Origin of the sequence: Sphaerisporangium melleum (assembly GCF_014646695.1) — a bacterium.
Classification (GTDB): Bacteria; Actinomycetota; Actinomycetes; order Streptosporangiales; family Streptosporangiaceae; genus Sphaerisporangium; species Sphaerisporangium melleum.
Genome location: NZ_BMNT01000009.1, coordinates 173130 through 189724 on the forward strand (window position 1 = coordinate 173130; position 16595 = coordinate 189724).

Consider the following 16595-nt stretch of genomic DNA (forward strand, 5'->3'; position numbering starts at 1 on the left):
CTCCCGTGTGTCACGCCGGTTCTCATTCGCTGAGCCTGGCGGAACTAGATTCGGTCTAATGCACCCTCGGCACCGGCCCGGCCGGCACCGAGGGGGGACGCCCGCGCGGGAGACCCCCTTCCAGAGGGGTCTCCCGCAGAGCGACTTACTTGGCCCGCTCGAGGATCTCCACGACCCGCCAGCGCTTGCTGGCGGACAGCGGCCGGGTCTCCATCAGGAGGACACGGTCGCCGACGCCGCAGGAGTTGGCCTCGTCGTGAGCCTTGTACTTGGTCGTACGGCGGATGACCTTGCCGTACAGCGGGTGCTTGACGCGGTCTTCGACGGCGACGACGACGGTCTTGTCCATCTTGTCGCTGACGACCAGGCCCTCGCGGGTCTTGCGGTAGTTCCGCGCCGTGGTCTCGGTGTTCTCAGTCGTCTCAGCCATCGCTCGGCTCCTTCTCGACCGTGACGATGCCGAGCTCCCGCTCGCGCATCACGGTGTAGATACGGGCGATCTCGCGGCGGACGGCGCGCAGCCGCCCGTGGCTCTCCAACTGACCGGTCGCCGCCTGGAAGCGGAGGTTGAACAGCTCCTCCTTGGCCTCCTTGAGCTTCTGGACCAGCTCGTCCTGGTCAGAAGTCCGCAGCTCACCGGCGGTCAGGCCCTTAGCCATCACGCCTCACCCACTTCACGCTTAACAAACCGGCACTTCATCGGGAGCTTGTGCATCGCACGCCGGAGGGCCTCGCGGGCCACCGGCTCGGCGACACCCGAGAGCTCGAACATGACGCGGCCGGGCTTGACGTTGGCGATCCACCACTCCGGCGAACCCTTACCGGAACCCATGCGGGTCTCGGCGGGCTTCTTGGTCAGCGGACGGTCCGGGTAGATGTTGATCCACACCTTGCCGCCACGGCGGATGTGCCGGGTCATGGCGATACGCGCGGCCTCGATCTGGCGGTTGGTCACGTAGTGGTGCTCAAGCGCCTGGATGCCGTACTCGCCGAACACGACCTTGGTGCCGCCCTTGGCGGCTCCGCTGCGGTCAGGCCGGTGCTGCTTACGGTGCTTGACCCTGCGCGGGATCAGCATGGTCAGCTCCCTTCAGCACCCGGCTGCTCCGCCGGGCCGGTCTCGGGCGCCCCTGCGGGCGCAGTGGATTCGGTCTTCGGACCACGGCCGCCACGGGGGGCGCCGTCACGGCCACGACCGCCGCCGCCGCCCGCGCCGCGGCCACGCTGCGGCCGGTCGGTGCGGTCGCGACGCTGGCCGGCCCGGGCGCCCGCAGCGGCCGCCTCGCGCTCGGCGCGGCTGGTCGGAGCCTCGCCCTTGTAGATCCACACCTTCACGCCGATGCGGCCGAAGGTGGTGCGGGCCTCGTAGAAGCCGTAGTCGATGTCCGCGCGAAGGGTGTGCAGCGGCACGCGGCCCTCGCGGTAGAACTCCGACCGCGACATCTCGGCGCCGCCGAGACGGCCGGAGCACTGGACACGGATGCCCTTGGCGCCGCTCTTCATCGCCGACTGCATGGCCTTGCGCATCGCACGCCGGAAGGAGACCCGGCTGGACAGCTGCTCGGCCACGCCCTGGGCGACGAGCTGGGCGTCCACCTCGGGGTTCTTGACCTCGAGGATGTTCAGCTGGACCTGCTTCTTGGTCAGCTTCTCGAGGTCGCCACGGATGCGGTCGGCCTCGGCGCCGCGGCGGCCGATGACGATGCCCGGCCGGGCGGTGTGGATGTCGACCTGGACGCGGTCGGTCGTGCGCTCGATCTCGACCTTGGAGATGCCGGCCCGCTCCATGCCCTTCTGCAGCATGCGGCGGATCGCGACGTCTTCGGCGACGTACGACTTGTACAGCTTGTCGGCGTACCACCGGCTCTTGAAGTCGGTCGTGATGCCGAGCCGGAACCCGTGCGGGTTAACCTTCTGGCCCACTAGCGGGTCCTTCCCTTCGGCCTGCCCTGGCCTTCAGGCCGGGCTTCGACGATCACAGTGATGTGGCTCGTCCGCTTGTTGATCCGATAGGCACGGCCCTGGGCACGGGGACGGAACCTCTTCAGCGTCGGGCCCTCGTCGACCCACGCCCGGCTCACGACCAGCGTCTCGCGGTCGAGCTTGAAGTTGTGCTCGGCGTTCGCCATCGCGCTCGTGAGCACCTTGAAGATCGGCTCGCTCGCCGCCTGGGGGGCGAACTGCAGCACGGCCTGCGCCTCCGAAGCGGGCAGCCCGCGAATGAGGTCCACCACGCGGCGGGCCTTCTGGGGCGTGACGCGGACGAACCGCGCCTGAGCCCTGGCTTCCATCGCTTACTCCTCGTTTCCTAAGGCGCTTACCGCCGGCTACGCCGGTCTTCCTTGACGTGACTGCGGAAGGTTCGCGTCGGCGCGAACTCGCCCAGCTTGTGACCGATCATCGCTTCGGTAACGAACACCGGGACGTGCTTGCGCCCGTCGTGCACGGCGATCGTGTGGCCCAGCATGTCCGGCACGATCATGGAGCGCCGCGACCACGTCTTGATGACGTTCTTGGTGCCCTTTTCGTTCTGCGTATCCACCTTCTTCATCAGGTGGCCGTCAACGAAAGGGCCCTTCTTAAGGCTACGTGGCATTTAGGCTGCTCCTACCGCTTCTTCCTCTTGCTCCGCCGACGAATGATCAGTCGGTCGCTGGCCTTGTTGGCCTGACGGGTACGGCCCTCGGGCTTGCCGTTGGGGTTCACCGGGTGGCGACCGCCGGAGGTCTTGCCCTCACCACCACCGTGCGGGTGGTCGACCGGGTTCATGGCGACACCGCGGACGGTCGGGCGCTTGCCCTTCCAGCGGTTACGGCCGGCCTTGCCGATGTTGATGTTGGCCTGCTCGGCGTTGCCGACCTGGCCGACCGAAGCGCGGCAGCGCACGTCCACCTGGCGCATTTCGCCCGAGGGCATACGCAGCGTGGCGTACTGCCCTTCCTTGGCCAGGAGCTGGATCTGCGCGCCGGCCGAGCGGCCGAGCTTGGCACCGCCACCGGGCTTCAGCTCCACGGCGTGGATGAAGGTACCGGTCGGGATGTTGCGCAGCGGCAGGCAGTTGCCCGGCTTGATGTCGGCCGCGGGGCCGTTCTCAATGAGGTCGCCCTGCTTGATGCCCGTGGGAGCGAGGATGTAGCGCTTCTCGCCGTCCGCGTAGTGCAGCAGCGCGATGCGCGAGGTCCGGTTCGGGTCGTACTCGATGTGCGCGACCTTGGCCGGGATGCCGTCCTTGTCGTGGCGCCGGAAGTCGATGATCCGGTACGCGCGCTTGTGCCCGCCGCCCTGGTGACGCGCGGTCACCCGGCCGTGGACGTTGCGTCCACCCTTGCTGTGCAGGGGAGCAAGCAGCGACTTCTCCGGCGTGCTGCGCGTGATCTCGGCGAAGTCCGAGACGCTCGCGCCGCGACGACCCGGAGTCGTCGGCTTGTACTTACGGATGCCCATCTTTTTCGTTCATCCTTCGTCGGTGTTGCTTGGCAGTCGCGGAGATCAGCTGATCTGACCGAAGATGTCGATCCGGTCGCCCTCCACCAGGCTCACGATCGCCCGCTTGGTGCTGGGACGCTGGCCGTAGCCGAAACGCGTCCGCTTGCGCTTGCCCTGGCGGTTGATCGTGTTGACGCTGGTGACCTTGACGCCGAAGATCTGCTCTACAGCGATCTTCACCTGCGTCTTGTTGGCCGTCTTGCGCACCAAGAACGTGTACTTGTTGTGCTCATCGATCAGGCCGTAGCTCTTCTCGGAGACGATCGGCTTGATGATGATGTCGCGCGGGTCGGCGATCTTCTGCATCAGGCGTCTTCCTTCCCGCTGCTGCCCAGCCGAGCCACGACCTGGTCGTACGCCTCACGGGTGAAGACCACGTCGTCGTAGCAGAGCACGTCATAGGTGTTCAGCTGGCCCGCGTCCAGGAGGTGGACCTCCGGGGCGTTGCGCAGGCTCAGCCAGGTGATCTCGTCGTCGGCGTCGACCACGACGAGAACGCTCCGCGCCTTGGAGATGTTGCGCAGCGCGGCGAGAGCCGACTTGGTCTTGGGGGTGTCCCCGGTGACCAGGCCGTCCACGATGTGAACCCGGCCGCCGGACGCCCGGTCGCTGAGGGCTCCGCGCAGGGCGGCGGCCTTCATCTTCTTCGGGGTCCGCTGGGAGTAGTCACGCGGCTGGGGGCCGTGCACGACGCCACCGCCGGTGAACTGCGGGGCGCGGGTCGAACCCTGACGGGCCCGGCCGGTGCCCTTCTGGCGGTAGGGCTTCTTGCCGCCACCGCTGACCTCGCCGCGGGTCTTGGTCTTGTGCGTGCCCTGCCGGGCGGCCGCGAGCTGGGCCACCACGACCTGGTGGATCAGCGGGATGTTGACCTTGGCGCCGAAGATGTCCTCAGGCAGGTCGACGGTCCCGGTCTTCGCGCCGGCCGCGTCGAGGATGTCAATGGTGGTGCTCACTTGGCAGCCCCCTTCTTGGCAGCGGTGCGAATGAGAACCAGGCTGCCGTTGGCGCCGGGGACCGCACCCTTGATCAGGATGAGGTTCTTCTCGACGTCCACGGCGTGGACCTTGAGGTTCTGGACGGTGGTCCGGACGTTACCCATCCGGCCCGCCATGCGCAGACCCTTGAAGACGCGGCCCGGAGTGGCGCAGCCGCCGATGGAGCCGGGCGAGCGGTGCTTGCGCTGGGTACCGTGCGAGGCGCTCAGGCCGCGGAAGCCGTGGCGCTTCATGACACCCGCGAAGCCCTTGCCCTTGCTCTTACCGGTGACGTCGACGTGCTGGCCGGCCTCGAAGGTGTCGGCGAGCACTTCCTGACCGATCGTGTACTCGGAGGCGTCGGAGGTGCGCACCTCGGTGAAGTAGCGGCGCGGGGTGATGTCGTGCTTGCGCAGATAGTCACCCAGCGGCTTGTTCACTTTGCGCGGGTCCACCTGCCCGAAGCCGAGCTGAACGGCGGAGTAGCCGTCCTTCTCCTCGCTGCGGACACGGGTCACCACGCACGGACCGGCCTCGACCACGGTCACCGGGACGATCCGGTTGCCCTCGTCGAAGACCTGGGTCATGCCGAGCTTCTTGCCCAGGACGCCCTTGATCTGCTTAGCCATGTCAGTGCGTTCCCTCAGAGCTTGATCGAGATGTCGACGCCGGCCGGAAGGTCGAGACGCATGAGCGAGTCGACGGTCTTCGGCGTCGGATCGATGATGTCAATCAGCCGCTTGTGCGTGCGCATTTCGAAGTGCTCACGGCTGTCCTTGTACTTGTGCGGCGAGCGGATGACGCAGTACACGTTCTTCTCGGTCGGCAACGGCACCGGGCCCGCGACCTTCGCGCCAGTCCGCGTCACCGTCTCGACGATCTTCTTGGCCGAGCTGTCGATGACCTCGTGGTCATAGGCCTTAAGCCGGATGCGGATCTTCTGTCCCGCCATAGTGGCCTCGGTGTCCTTCGCTGTCGTCCTGCAAAAGTTTCGTGCGGCCTTTTGCCGCTATGGGTGTCCCACCTGTCGTGCACCCGTGACCCGTGTCTTCTTCCGTGATCTTGCAGTCATCTCGGTCACGACGACCGAGACGGCTGCGAGATCACGGCCCTGATCGGGCCGGGAGCTCGCCGTGGGCTCCGGGGCCGCTATGTGCGGCCCCTTCGTGGTGCGGCGGCCGGTCCCTGGCGTCAGGGTCCGGCCGCCGACCCGCGGTCGTGCTACTTGACGATCTTCGTGACGCGGCCGGCACCGACGGTGCGACCACCCTCACGGATGGCGAACTTGAGGCCCTCTTCCATGGCGATCGGCTGGATGAGCTGGACGCTCATCTCGGTGTTGTCGCCCGGCATGACCATCTCGGTGCCCTCGGGGAGGGTCACGACGCCGGTCACGTCCGTGGTGCGGAAGTAGAACTGCGGGCGGTAGTTGTTGAAGAACGGCGTGTGCCGGCCACCCTCGTCCTTCGACAGGATGTAGACCTGGCCCTCGAACTCGGTGTGCGGGGTGGTCGTGCCCGGCTTGATGATGCACTGGCCGCGCTCGACGTCCTCGCGCTTGATGCCGCGCAGGAGCAGACCGACGTTGTCACCGGCCCGGCCCTCGTCAAGGAGCTTGCGGAACATCTCGACACCGGTGACGGTGGTCGTGGTGCTCTTCTCCTTGATGCCGATGATGTCGACGGTCTCGTTGACCTTGACGATGCCGCGCTCGATACGGCCGGTCACGACGGTGCCGCGGCCGGTGATCGAGAAGACGTCCTCGATCGGCATGAGGAAGGGCTTGTCGGTGTCACGAACGGGCTCGGGGACGTTCTCGTCCACGGCGTTCATGAGCTCGATGATGGAGTCGCCCCACTTCTCATCGCCCTCGAGGGCCTTGAGCGCGGAGACACGCACGACCGGCAGGTCGTCGCCCGGGAACTCCTGGGCGGACAGCAGCTCGCGGACCTCGAGCTCGACGAGCTCCAGGATCTCCTCGTCGTCCACCATGTCGGCCTTGTTCAGGGCGACGACGATGTAGGGGACGCCGACCTGGCGGGCCAGGAGCACGTGCTCCTTGGTCTGCGGCATCGGGCCGTCGGTGGCGGCGACCACGAGGATCGCGCCGTCCATCTGAGCGGCACCGGTGATCATGTTCTTCACGTAGTCGGCGTGACCGGGGCAGTCCACGTGGGCGTAGTGGCGCTTCTCGGTCTGGTACTCGACGTGCGCGATGGAGATGGTGATGCCGCGGGCCTTCTCCTCGGGCGCCTTGTCGATCTTGTCGAACGGGGTCGCCTCGTTGAGGTGCGGGAAACGGTCGTGGAGCACCTTGGTGATCGCCGCGGTCAGAGTGGTCTTGCCGTGGTCGATGTGCCCAATGGTGCCGATGTTCACGTGCGGCTTGGTCCGCTCGAACTTGGCCTTGGCCACTGCTCTGTCTCCTTAGAGATTCTGACGTGACTTGCTAGTCTCACTCGGGCTCGGAGCCCGATCCCCGGGGGCGCAGCGCGCCACCCGGGTGCCGGCTGGGGTCGTGGACCTGGCGTCCGATCCCGTGCCGGCGGGGGCGGAGAACCTCCTGCCGCCCCCGGCCTGCGGGAACCGGAGCTACTCGCCCCGAGCCTTCGCGACGATCTCCTTGGCGATGCCCGGAGGCACCTCCGCGTAGGAGCTGAACTGCATGCTGTAGACAGCCCGGCCCTGGGTCTTGCTGCGCAGGTCGCCCACGTAACCGAACATCTCTGACAGCGGAACCAGGGCGTTGATGACCTTCGCCCCGGTCCGGTCTTCCATCGCCTGGATCTGCCCGCGGCGACCGTTGAGGTCACCGATGACGTCACCCATGTAATCCTCGGGCGTGGTGACCTCGACGGCCATCATCGGCTCCAGGATCACGGCGTCCGCACGGCGCGCGGCCTCCTTGAAGGCCATCGAACCGGCGATCTTGAAAGCCATTTCGGAGGAGTCGACCTCGTGGTAGGTACCGTCCTGGAGGGTGACCTTCACACCCACCATCGGGTAACCGGCCAGCACGCCGAACTCCGCGGCCTCCTGGGCGCCCGCGTCCACCGACGGGATGTACTCCCGGGGGATGCGGCCACCGGTGACCTTGTTGGCGAACTCGTAGCCGTCGTTGCCCTCGCCCAGCGGCTCCAGGTCGATGATCACGCGCGCGAACTGGCCGGAACCACCGGTCTGCTTCTTGTGCGTGTACTCGACCTTCTCCACCTTGCGGCGGATGGTCTCGCGGTAGGCGACCTGCGGGCGGCCGACGTTGGCCTCGACCTTGAACTCGCGGCGCATGCGGTCGACGAGGATCTCCAGGTGGAGCTCGCCCATGCCCCAGATGACCGTCTGCCCGGTCTCCTCGTCCCGGCGGACCTGGAAGGAGGGGTCCTCCTCGGCCAGGCGCTGGATCGCGGTGCTGAGCTTCTCCTGGTCACCCTTGGTCTTGGGCTCGATGGCCACGTTGATGACCGGCGCCGGGAAGGTCATCGACTCCAGCACGACCGGGTTGGCCGGGTCGCACAGGGTGTCACCGGTGGTGGTGTCCTTCAGACCCATCACCGCGACGATCTGACCGGCGTTCGCCGACGGGCGCTCTTCGCGCTTGTTGGCGTGCATCTGGTAGATCTTGCCGATGCGTTCCTTCTTGCCCTTGCCCGAGTTGATGACGCTGCTGCCCGACTCGAGCGTGCCCGAGTAGATGCGGATGTAGGTCAGCTTGCCCAGGTGCTGGTCGCTCATGATCTTGAACGCCAGGGCCGCGAAGGGCTCCGTCGGGTCGGCGTGGCGCTCGATGACCTCGTCCTCCTTGCCGACCGCGTGCCCCTTGAAGGCGGGGATGTCGGTCGGGGCGGGGAGGTAGGCGACGATCGCGTCGAGCAGGGGCTGCACGCCCTTGTTCTTGAACGCGGTGCCGCACAGCACCGGGTTGAGCGCACTGGCGAGCGTGGCGCGGCGGATGGCGGCGACGAGCTGCTCCTCGGTGGGCTCGACGCCCTCCAGGTAGAGCTCCATGAGCTGGTCGTCGTTCTCCGCGACCGTCTCGATGAGCTTGTCACGCCACTCGCGAGCCGTCTCGGCGTGGTCGGCCGGGATGTCGACGACGTCGTACATCTCGCCCTTGGCCGCCTCGGCGCTCCAGATCAGGCCCTTCATCTTCACGAGGTCGATGACGCCCTTGAAGTCGGCCTCGACGCCCCACGGGAGCTGAATGACCAGCGGCGTGGCACCGAGACGCGACACGATCATGTCGACGCAGCGGTGGAACTCGGCGCCGACGCGGTCCATCTTGTTGACGAAGCAGATGCGCGGGACGCCGTAGCGGTCCGCCTGCCGCCAGACCGTCTCGGACTGCGGCTCGACGCCGGCCACGGCGTCGAAGACCGCCACCGCACCGTCGAGAACGCGCAGCGAGCGCTCGACCTCGACCGTGAAGTCGACGTGGCCGGGCGTGTCGATGATGTTGATCGTGTGATCAAGCCACTCGCAGGTGGTCGCGGCCGAAGTGATCGTGATGCCGCGTTCTTGCTCCTGCTCCATCCAGTCCATCGTGGCTGCGCCCTCGTGGACTTCACCGATCTTGTAGTTGATACCGGTGTAGAACAGGATGCGCTCGGTCGTGGTGGTCTTGCCCGCGTCGATGTGGGCCATGATCCCGATGTTGCGGACCTTGGCCAGGTCAAGAGCGGTCGATGTCGCCACTTCTCTCGCGTCCTCGTCGTCTCGTCGTCGCCGCTGGGGTTACCAGCGGTAGTGGGCGAAGGCCTTGTTGGACTCGGCCATCTTGTGCGTGTCCTCGCGCCGCTTCACGCTGGCGCCAAGGCCGTTGCTCGCGTCGAGCAGCTCGTTCATGAGCCGCTCGGTCATGGTCTTCTCACGGCGGGCGCGGGAGTACTGCACCAGCCAGCGGAGGGCCAGGGTGGTGCTGCGCGCGGCGCGCACCTCCACCGGCACCTGGTAGGTGGCGCCACCGACACGGCGGCTGCGCACCTCGAGGGTGGGCTTGACGTTGTCGAGCGCGCGCTTGAGCGTGACGACGGGGTCGTTGCCCGACTTGTCGCGGCAACCCTCCAGGGCGTCGTACACGATCTTCTGGGCGAGCGAACGCTTGCCACTCAGCAGCACCTTGTTGATGAGCGCGGTGACCAGCGGCGAGTTGAACACCGGGTCTGCGATCAGCTGTCGGCGCCCGGCGGGACCCTTGCGCGGCATGTCAGCCCTTCTCCTTCTTCGCGCCGTAGCGGCTGCGGGCCTGCTTGCGGTTGCGGACACCCTGGGTGTCCAGCGCACCGCGGACGATCTTGTAACGGACACCCGGCAGGTCCTTCACACGACCACCGCGCACGAGCACGATCGAGTGCTCCTGGAGGTTGTGCCCGACGCCCGGAATGTAGGCCGTGACCTCGATGCCACTGCTCAGGCGGACACGGGCCACCTTGCGCAGAGCCGAGTTCGGCTTCTTCGGGGTCGTGGTGTAGACGCGCACGCAGTTGCCACGCAGCTGGGGGCTTCCCTTGAGTGCCGGGGTCTTGGTCTTAGTGACCTTGTCCTGTCGGCCCTTTCGGACCAACTGCTGAATAGTGGGCACTACTTCTCCGTTTCGCGTCCTGGCCGGTGATACGTCGTTGTGCATATTCGCAGGTGCTGCCGGTGTCATGACCTGCTGGTTTACCTCTCACTCCGACCCCCGCGCTCGGGCGTGTCGCGCTCGGATCGCACTATGCACCTGGTGCGAACGAGCTTGTGGAGGTGCCGCCGCGTGCGCCTCGAAGTCGAGGACACGCCAGCGAGTGCCTACGAGACCGCAGGCACGAGACCCAAGGCTACCCAGCCCGCCACGGCTCGTCAAAACGACGGGACAGCGTGTCCGCGGCGGTCCGAAAGCATCCCTGGTCTGCGGGGACCAGGGTAGCGCCCGGCCCGCGGGCGCGCAGGGCGGTGCGGGTTTTTCACCGCCCATCGGCGGCGCCCCCACCAGTGGGCGGCTCTGCAGGCCCTCGTGGACCGGAAGCCGACGGCGTCCGATCCAGGCGATCGTTCAATGTATCACGATCCGGCCCGCGCCGACGACGGGCGGGCCGGATCGCCGCCGGCCGGCCGATCTACGGCAGATCCCCGCTCTCGACGAGGTCCGCCACGTGCCGCAGGAAGCCGCCCGCGACGTCGCCGTCGCACACACGGTGGTCGAAGGTGAGCGAAAGCTGGACGATCGCGCGCGGGCGCACCGCCCCGTCCACCACCCAGGGGCGTTCCAGCACGCGTCCCATGGCGAGCATCGCGACCTCCGGGTGGTTGACGATCGGCGTGGAGCCGTCCACCCCGAACCCGCCGAAGTTGTTGACGGTGAAGGTGCCCGGCTCCCTCAGGTGGCCGCCGCGCCCGGCACGGGCGGCCTCGACCGTCCGGCGCACCGCATCGGCCAACTCCCCCGCCCGCAGGGTGTGGGCGTCGGGCAGCACAGGGACGTCCAGGCCGTGCCCGGCCTGGACGACCAGACCCAGGTGGACGGCCGCCGACTCCACGATCTCCTCCCGATCGGGGTCGACCCACCCGTTCAGGACGGGGAAGCGCCGCAGGCCGTCCAGAGCGAACCAGGAGAGCAGCGCGAGCAGGCCGGGGCGGGGCGCGCCGGGATCGGACGCCACGGCACGGCGGGCCGCCAGCAGGCCGGTGGCGTCCGCGTCGACCCACACGGTCACGGCGGGGATCTCGCGGTGGGCGGCCGCGACCTTGCGCGCGACGGCGCCGCGCCACCCATCCAGCGGCCTGCGGCGGACCACCGGCCCGCCAGCACGGCCGTCCGCCGGAGCGGCGTCGCCAGGGGCCGCCGGACCGGGGCCCGGATCGGGGGCGTGCGCCAGGGCGCCGGTCATGCCCGTGTCGCCGGCCGGGATGAAGAGAGTTGGAGCGGTGCCCGTCATGCCCGTGCCGCCGGCCGAGGCGGAGGGGGCCGGATCGGTGCCGGCCATGGCCGGCTCGCCCGGCGGGCCGGAGGAAGGCGCGGCGGCGTCCGGCCCGCCCGGCGGGTGGAAGGAGAGCAGCGGCGCTCCGACGGCCACCACGTCGCCCGGCCGCCCGTGCAGGACGGCCACGCGTCCGCGATGAGGGCTGGGCAGCTCCACCACGGTCTTGGCCGTCTCGACCTCCACGACCGGGGTGTCCACCTCGACCGGCTCGCCCGGGGCGACCAGCCACCGGACGATCTCGGCTTCGACCAGTCCCTCGCCGAGGTCCGGCAGCAGGAACCGCCGGACCGGTCCGGCGGAGATAGGCGGCACCACAGGGCCCGCAGTGGCGGAGGGCTCGAGGACGGCCGGAGAAGCCGGAACGGGGACCACCTCAGCCGGGAACGCCTCGGTGGAGGACTCCGGCACGGGAGACATCCGCGCCGGAGAGGCCGGGGCGAGGGCCGGCGGCACGGAGGGCACCGGAGCCGGAGAGGCCTGAACCGGGGGCATCGGGGCCGGAGAGGCCGGGGCGTGAGGACTCTCGGCAGGGAACGTCAGGACGGTGCCCGCTCGCTCGCCGTACCCGTGCAGGTCGGCGAGCGCGGCCAGGATGCGCTCGGCGGTGGGCAGGTGGAAGCGCTCCAGCCGCGGCGGCGGGTAGGGGACGTCCAGGCCGGTGACCCGGCGCACCGGCGCTCTGAGCAGCCCGAAACAGCGCTCCCCGATCAGGGCCGCGAGCTCGGCGCCGACGCCGCCGAACCCCTGGGCCTCGTGCACGACGAGCACGCGCCCGGTGCGCGCCGCGCCGGCCACGATGGTGTCCTCGTCCAGCGGCACCAGGGTGCGCAGATCGATCACCTCGACGTCCCAGCCGTGTTCGGCGGCCCGGTCGGCGGCGGCGAGGGCGGCGCCGACCACCGGCCCGTAGCAGATGACGGTCGCGGTGGTGCCCCGGCGGCGGACGGCGGCGCTGCCGAACGCCGCCGGGTCGCCGGCGGGCACCGTGCCGGGCGCGGCCCAGTACAGCTTCTTCGGCTCCAGGAAGATCACGGGGTCGTCGGAGGCGATGGCGGCGCGCAACAGGGAGTAGGCGTCCTCGGGGCAGGAGGGGACGGCGACGTGCAGGCCGGGGGTGTGGGCGTAGTAGGCCTCGGAGGAGTCGCTGTGGTGCTCCACGGCGCCGATGCCGCCGCCGAAGGGAATCCTGATCACCAGGGGCAGGGGCATCGCCCCGCGCGTCCGCGAGCGCATCTTGGCCACGTGGCTGACGATCTGTTCGAAGGCGGGGTAGGCGAAGGCGTCGAACTGCAGCTCGACGACCGGGCGGTAGCCGTACATGGCCATGCCGACGGCGGTGCCGACGATGCCCGACTCGGCCAGCGGGGTGTCGAAGCATCGGTCGTCGCCGAACGCCGCCGCGAGGCCGTCGGTGACCCGGAAGACCCCGCCGAGCGGGCCGACGTCCTCGCCGAAGACCACGACGCGCTCGTCCTCTGCCATGGCGTCCCGCAGCGCCGCGTTGATCGCGCGGGCGACCGTCATGCCGGCCGGCATGGCTCTCCGTCCGCCGGGCGTGCGCCGTCCAGCTCGCGCCGCAGTTCCTCGGCCTGGCGCCGCAGCCGGGGGGTCGGCTCGGCGAAGACGTGGGCGAACAGCTCGCCGGGTTCGGGGGCCTCGTCGTGCTCCATGCGGCGGCGCAGGTCGGCGGCGAGACGTTCGGCCTCCTCGCCGACGCGCGCCTCCCCGGCGTCGTCGAGCAGGCCGCGGCCGCGCAGGTGGGTGCGCAGCCGGGCGAGGGGGTCGCGGCGCCGCCAGGGCTCGACCTCCTCCTCGGTGCGATATCTGGCGGGGTCGTCGGAGTTGGTGTGCGGGCCGACGCGGTAGGTCAGCGCCTCGATCAGGCACGGGCCTTGGCCGGCGCGGGCGGCCGTGAGTGCTTCGGCGACGACCGCGGCGACCGCGACGGCGTCGTTGCCGTCGACCACGTGGGCGGCCATGCCGTAGCCGATGGCCTTGTCGGCGAGCCGCTTGGCCGCGGTCTGCCGGGACAGGGGCACGCTGATCGCGTACTGGTTGTTCTGGATGAGGAACACCACGGGCGAGCGGAACACCGCGGCGAAGTTGCACGCCTCGTGGAAGTCGCCCTCGCTGGTGGCGCCGTCGCCGATCAGGGCGAGGGCCACGGTGCTGTCGCCGCGCAGGCGGGCGGCGTGGGCCAGGCCCGCGGCGTGGACGGCCTGGGTGGCGAGCGGGGTGGTCTGCGGGGCGACGCGGTGCAGGTAGGGGTCGTATCCGCAGTGCCGGTCGCCCCGCATCAGGGTGAGCGCCTCCACCGGGTCCACGCCTCTGGCCATGACCGCGACGCAGTCCCGGTAGGTGGGGAACAGCCAGTCGCCGGGGCTCAGCGGGACGACGGCGCCGATCTGGCACGCCTCCTGTCCCTGGGAGGAGGGGTAGACGGTGAGCCGGCCCTGCTTGGCCAGGGCGGTGGCCTGCTGGTCGAGGCGGCGGCCGGCCACCATGCGCCGGTACAGCTCCAGGCACAGCTCGGCGGCGGGCGCGGCGGCGCCGGGGCGGGCGAGCCGGCCCGTGGGGCCGATCACGCGGCGGACCCGGGGGTCGTCGCCGGCGATCAGGCCGAGCTCGTGGACGGTGGCCTCGGTGGTCATCGCACCTCCTGGACGGAGGGGGCCGGGAGTGCGGAGGCGGGCGCGGGTGCGGAGTAGGGGTCGAGCGCGTCGTCGGGGTGGTACTCGATCCGCACCCGGGACCCGGCCCCCACCTCGTCCGCGGCCTCCAGCAGGACGTCCAGCGCGATGTGGTCCTCCAGGGCGAAGCCGGTGGAGTCGAAGACCGTCAGCCTGCCGCGCAGCCCGGCCGCCGCCTCGGGGGCGGCGCACAGCTCGCCGAGGCTCGGCCCGACCACCTCCTCCATGGCGGGGCGGCCGACGAGTTGCTGGCACTCCCCCTCCAGGAGCGCCTGCGCCGGGTGGTCGGGGGTCACGAAGGCTTTGAGCAGCAGGCTCAGCGGCAGCTCGGTCTTGCCGACCAGATCGGAGCCGACGGCGTTCACGTGCAGGTGCGGCTTGTGCGGGCCGTACGGCACCACGGGGTCGGCGCCGGCGGCGACCGAGGTGACGGTGCACATGACGTCGGCCCGGGCGAGGATCGCCTCGGGCGGGGTCACCTCGGTGGGCAGGCCGAGGAAGGCCGTCCGGTCGGCCAGGCCGGCGGCGTGCCGGGGGTTCACGTCCCACACGAGCACGCGTTCGAGGGGCAGCACCCGCGACAGGGCGTGCACCTGGGTGACCGCCTGTGCGCCGGCGCCGATGACGCCCAGGACGGCGCTGCCGGGGTCGGCCAGCAGGCGGGAGGCCACCGCGGAGGCGGCGCCGGTGCGCATCGCGGTGAGCAGCACGCCGTCGGCGATGGCCACCAGCCGCCCGGTGGTGCTGTCGTAGCGGGCCATGTTCCCCAGGATGGTGGGCAGGCCGTAGCGCTGGGGGTTCATCGGGCTGTAGGCGACGGTCTTGATCGTGATGCTGTCGCCGGATACGTGGTGCGGCATCCATTCCAGGACGCCGGGGGTGGGGTAGTCGCGGACGAAGCCGTCGCGGGCCGGGGAGAGTTCCCCTTTGTCCCTGCCCAGTTCGGTGAGGCCCTCGGCGAGCCGCTCGATGACGCGGTCCATGAGGGTGGTGCGGCCTAGGGCGCGGACGATGCGGGCGACGTCGCCCTGGCTGATCAGTCGCGTGTCCATGGTGTCTCGGTGATCCCCTCGGTCCGGAGTTGTTGTCGCACGGGGTGGCGCCGTCACGCGGACCGGCGTGCTCTGCCGATCCACATCCGCTCGAGGTTGGCGATCAGCTCGGGGCTGTACAGCAGCCGTGACTGCTCCAGGGCGTAACCCGACATGTACTCACGGAACAGGTCGAGCGGCTCCTCGGCGAGGCGCAGCATCCGCCGGTTGGCGACGGCGGCCGGGCCGCGCAGCCGGGCGGCGGCCTGGTCCACGGCGGCGTCCATGCCGGCCGGGGTGACCACCTCGTCGCACACCAGCGGTCCGTCGGGGCCAGCGGCCTCGATCCTGCGGTCGCCGAACATCGCCTGCCGCGAGTGGCGGGTGCCGAGGACGCGGTGCAGCCGGAGGTTGGCCGCGCCCGGGATGATGCCCTCGCGCATGGCGGGCAGGCTGAAGTAGGCGTCGTCGGTGGCCACGACCCAGTCGAGTACCAGGGTGATCTGCATGCCGCCGCCGATGGCGAAGGTGTCCACGGCGCCGATCCACGGCTTCTCGTGGCCGTAGGGGGCGTCCGGCAGGTCGAGGCCTCGGACGATCTTGCCGAGGTAGCCGACCTCGCGGCGCAGCAGGAAGTCCAGGAACGAGATCTTGCCCTGGTACAGGTGGGTCAGGTTGATGCCGGCGTTGAAGACCCGACGGCCCGCGTACCGGGGGTGGGTCATGGCGCCGCCGCGCAGGACGCCGACCTGGACACCGTCGTCGAGCAGCGCCAGGTCGACGGCGGTCTCCAGGTCGCCCACCACGGCGTCGTCCTCGGCGTTGAGGAAGCGCTCGTTGCGCACGGTGATGTGGCCGACGCCGTCGCGGCGCTCCAGCGTGACCGTGGCGAGCTCGGCCTTGCCGCTGCCGGCGAACTCGGCGGCGAGTTCGGTGGCGGCGCGGGTGGGGCGCAGCATGGCGCGCAGCAGGTGGCGGCCGGCTTCGGGGGCGCCGAACATCGCCCAGAACAGGATGCCCTGGTCCAGTTCCCAACCGTGTTTGCCGGCCTGGTCCCGCGCGCGGTCGGCGGCGATCTGCTCGCGGGTGGGCGCCAGGCCGGGGTACCGCTCGGCGGCGGCGTAGGCCAGCTCGTCCAGCCGCAGGTGCCTGCGCCGGCCGTCGGTGAGCTCGTCGTAGACGCTCTGGGCGTGCGCGGCCAGGAAGCGGGTGCGGACCGCGCGGCAGGACCGCTGGACGGCCGCCCGGTCGGAGTCGCCCATGGCGGCCGGCAGGGCGTGCGCCGCGGCCAGGTGGGCGGCGGCGCGCGTCCAGTCGAGTCGCGGGTCGCCGGTCATCTCGGGCGCGGCGTCGGGCAGCCGGTCGAGCGGGCCGGGACGGTACGCCGGGGTGGCGTGCTTCGGCTGGGGCGGGCGCCGATCGGTGTCGGGGTGCGCCAACGTTCCTGTCCTTTCT

General features: G+C 70.0%; 19 protein-coding genes and 1 pseudogene. All 20 read right to left on the minus strand.

Annotated features, from left to right (window positions below; all coding sequences use genetic code 11):
• Positions 1 to 145: 145 nt before the first annotated feature.
• Entirely contained in the window at positions 146 to 430 is a 285-nt protein-coding gene (gene rpsQ, locus IEY93_RS10285; protein ID WP_189162757.1) for a 30S ribosomal protein S17, read from the minus strand.
• Positions 423 to 659, minus strand: a complete 237-nt coding sequence (gene rpmC / locus IEY93_RS10290) for a 50S ribosomal protein L29 (RefSeq protein WP_184978973.1) — start codon at positions 657 to 659, stop codon at positions 423 to 425. Before rpmC ends, rpsQ begins: the two co-directional genes overlap by 8 nt.
• Complete coding sequence (rplP, locus tag IEY93_RS10295) at positions 659 to 1078, minus strand: 50S ribosomal protein L16 (RefSeq protein ID WP_189162758.1); 420 nt, start codon at positions 1076 to 1078, stop codon at positions 659 to 661. The genes rpmC and rplP overlap by 1 nt, the downstream gene beginning before the upstream one ends.
• A gap of 2 nt (positions 1079 to 1080) precedes the next feature.
• Positions 1081 to 1923 carry a 30S ribosomal protein S3 gene (gene rpsC / locus IEY93_RS10300; RefSeq protein WP_189162759.1) on the minus strand — a complete coding sequence of 281 codons (843 nt, stop codon included), beginning with the start codon at positions 1921 to 1923 and terminating at the stop codon, positions 1081 to 1083.
• Positions 1923 to 2291 carry a 50S ribosomal protein L22 gene (gene rplV, locus IEY93_RS10305; protein ID WP_189162760.1) on the minus strand — a complete coding sequence of 123 codons (369 nt, stop codon included), beginning with the start codon at positions 2289 to 2291 and terminating at the stop codon, positions 1923 to 1925. Before rplV ends, rpsC begins: the two co-directional genes overlap by 1 nt.
• A gap of 26 nt (positions 2292 to 2317) precedes the next feature.
• A complete protein-coding gene (gene rpsS / locus IEY93_RS10310; protein WP_189162761.1) occupies positions 2318 to 2596 on the minus strand; it encodes a 30S ribosomal protein S19 in 279 nt (92 codons plus the stop codon).
• 11 nt (positions 2597 to 2607) lie between these two features.
• The gene (gene rplB, locus IEY93_RS10315; RefSeq protein WP_189162762.1) at positions 2608 to 3444 is read right to left on the minus strand and encodes a 50S ribosomal protein L2; all 837 of its coding nucleotides are present in this window, start codon (positions 3442 to 3444) and stop codon (positions 2608 to 2610) included.
• A 45-nt stretch (positions 3445 to 3489) separates the two neighbouring features.
• Positions 3490 to 3792: a 50S ribosomal protein L23 gene (rplW, locus tag IEY93_RS10320; RefSeq protein ID WP_189162763.1), complete on the minus strand. Its 303-nt coding sequence runs from the start codon at positions 3790 to 3792 to the stop codon at positions 3490 to 3492.
• Positions 3792 to 4442, minus strand: coding sequence for a 50S ribosomal protein L4 (rplD, locus tag IEY93_RS10325; protein WP_189162764.1), 651 nt, complete (start codon positions 4440 to 4442; stop codon positions 3792 to 3794). The genes rplW and rplD overlap by 1 nt, the downstream gene beginning before the upstream one ends.
• On the minus strand, positions 4439 to 5092 hold the full coding sequence (gene rplC / locus IEY93_RS10330; RefSeq protein ID WP_189162765.1) for a 50S ribosomal protein L3: 654 nt from the start codon (positions 5090 to 5092) through the stop codon (positions 4439 to 4441). Before rplC ends, rplD begins: the two co-directional genes overlap by 4 nt.
• 14 nt (positions 5093 to 5106) lie before the next feature.
• Entirely contained in the window at positions 5107 to 5415 is a 309-nt protein-coding gene (rpsJ, locus tag IEY93_RS10335; protein WP_012887830.1) for a 30S ribosomal protein S10, read from the minus strand.
• A gap of 269 nt (positions 5416 to 5684) precedes the next feature.
• On the minus strand, positions 5685 to 6878 hold the full coding sequence (tuf, locus tag IEY93_RS10340) for an elongation factor Tu (protein ID WP_189162766.1): 1194 nt from the start codon (positions 6876 to 6878) through the stop codon (positions 5685 to 5687).
• 177 nt (positions 6879 to 7055) lie between these two features.
• Positions 7056 to 9104 (minus strand): elongation factor G, encoded by a 2049-nt coding sequence (fusA, locus tag IEY93_RS10345; protein WP_229691023.1) that lies wholly within the window; start codon positions 9102 to 9104, stop codon positions 7056 to 7058.
• Between the two features lie 90 nt (positions 9105 to 9194).
• Positions 9195 to 9665: a 30S ribosomal protein S7 gene (rpsG, locus tag IEY93_RS10350; protein ID WP_189162768.1), complete on the minus strand. Its 471-nt coding sequence runs from the start codon at positions 9663 to 9665 to the stop codon at positions 9195 to 9197.
• Between the two features lies 1 nt (position 9666).
• Complete coding sequence (rpsL, locus tag IEY93_RS10355; RefSeq protein WP_189162769.1) at positions 9667 to 10041, minus strand: 30S ribosomal protein S12; 375 nt, start codon at positions 10039 to 10041, stop codon at positions 9667 to 9669.
• 514 nt (positions 10042 to 10555) lie between these two features.
• Positions 10556 to 11911, minus strand: coding sequence for a dihydrolipoamide acetyltransferase family protein (locus IEY93_RS37980; RefSeq protein WP_307837590.1), 1356 nt, complete (start codon positions 11909 to 11911; stop codon positions 10556 to 10558).
• 78 nt (positions 11912 to 11989) lie between these two features.
• Positions 11990 to 12955: pseudogene (locus tag IEY93_RS37985) on the minus strand (alpha-ketoacid dehydrogenase subunit beta); the annotation flags it as partial.
• A complete protein-coding gene (gene pdhA / locus IEY93_RS10365) occupies positions 12940 to 14070 on the minus strand; it encodes a pyruvate dehydrogenase (acetyl-transferring) E1 component subunit alpha (protein ID WP_189162771.1) in 1131 nt (376 codons plus the stop codon). The gene pdhA and the pseudogene IEY93_RS37985, both read right to left, overlap by 16 nt.
• On the minus strand, positions 14067 to 15161 hold the full coding sequence (locus tag IEY93_RS10370) for an ornithine cyclodeaminase family protein (protein WP_189162772.1): 1095 nt from the start codon (positions 15159 to 15161) through the stop codon (positions 14067 to 14069). The genes pdhA and IEY93_RS10370 overlap by 4 nt, the downstream gene beginning before the upstream one ends.
• A 53-nt stretch (positions 15162 to 15214) precedes the next feature.
• Complete coding sequence (locus tag IEY93_RS10375; RefSeq protein WP_229691018.1) at positions 15215 to 16579, minus strand: enoyl-CoA hydratase/isomerase family protein; 1365 nt, start codon at positions 16577 to 16579, stop codon at positions 15215 to 15217.
• Positions 16580 to 16595 lie beyond the last annotated feature (16 nt).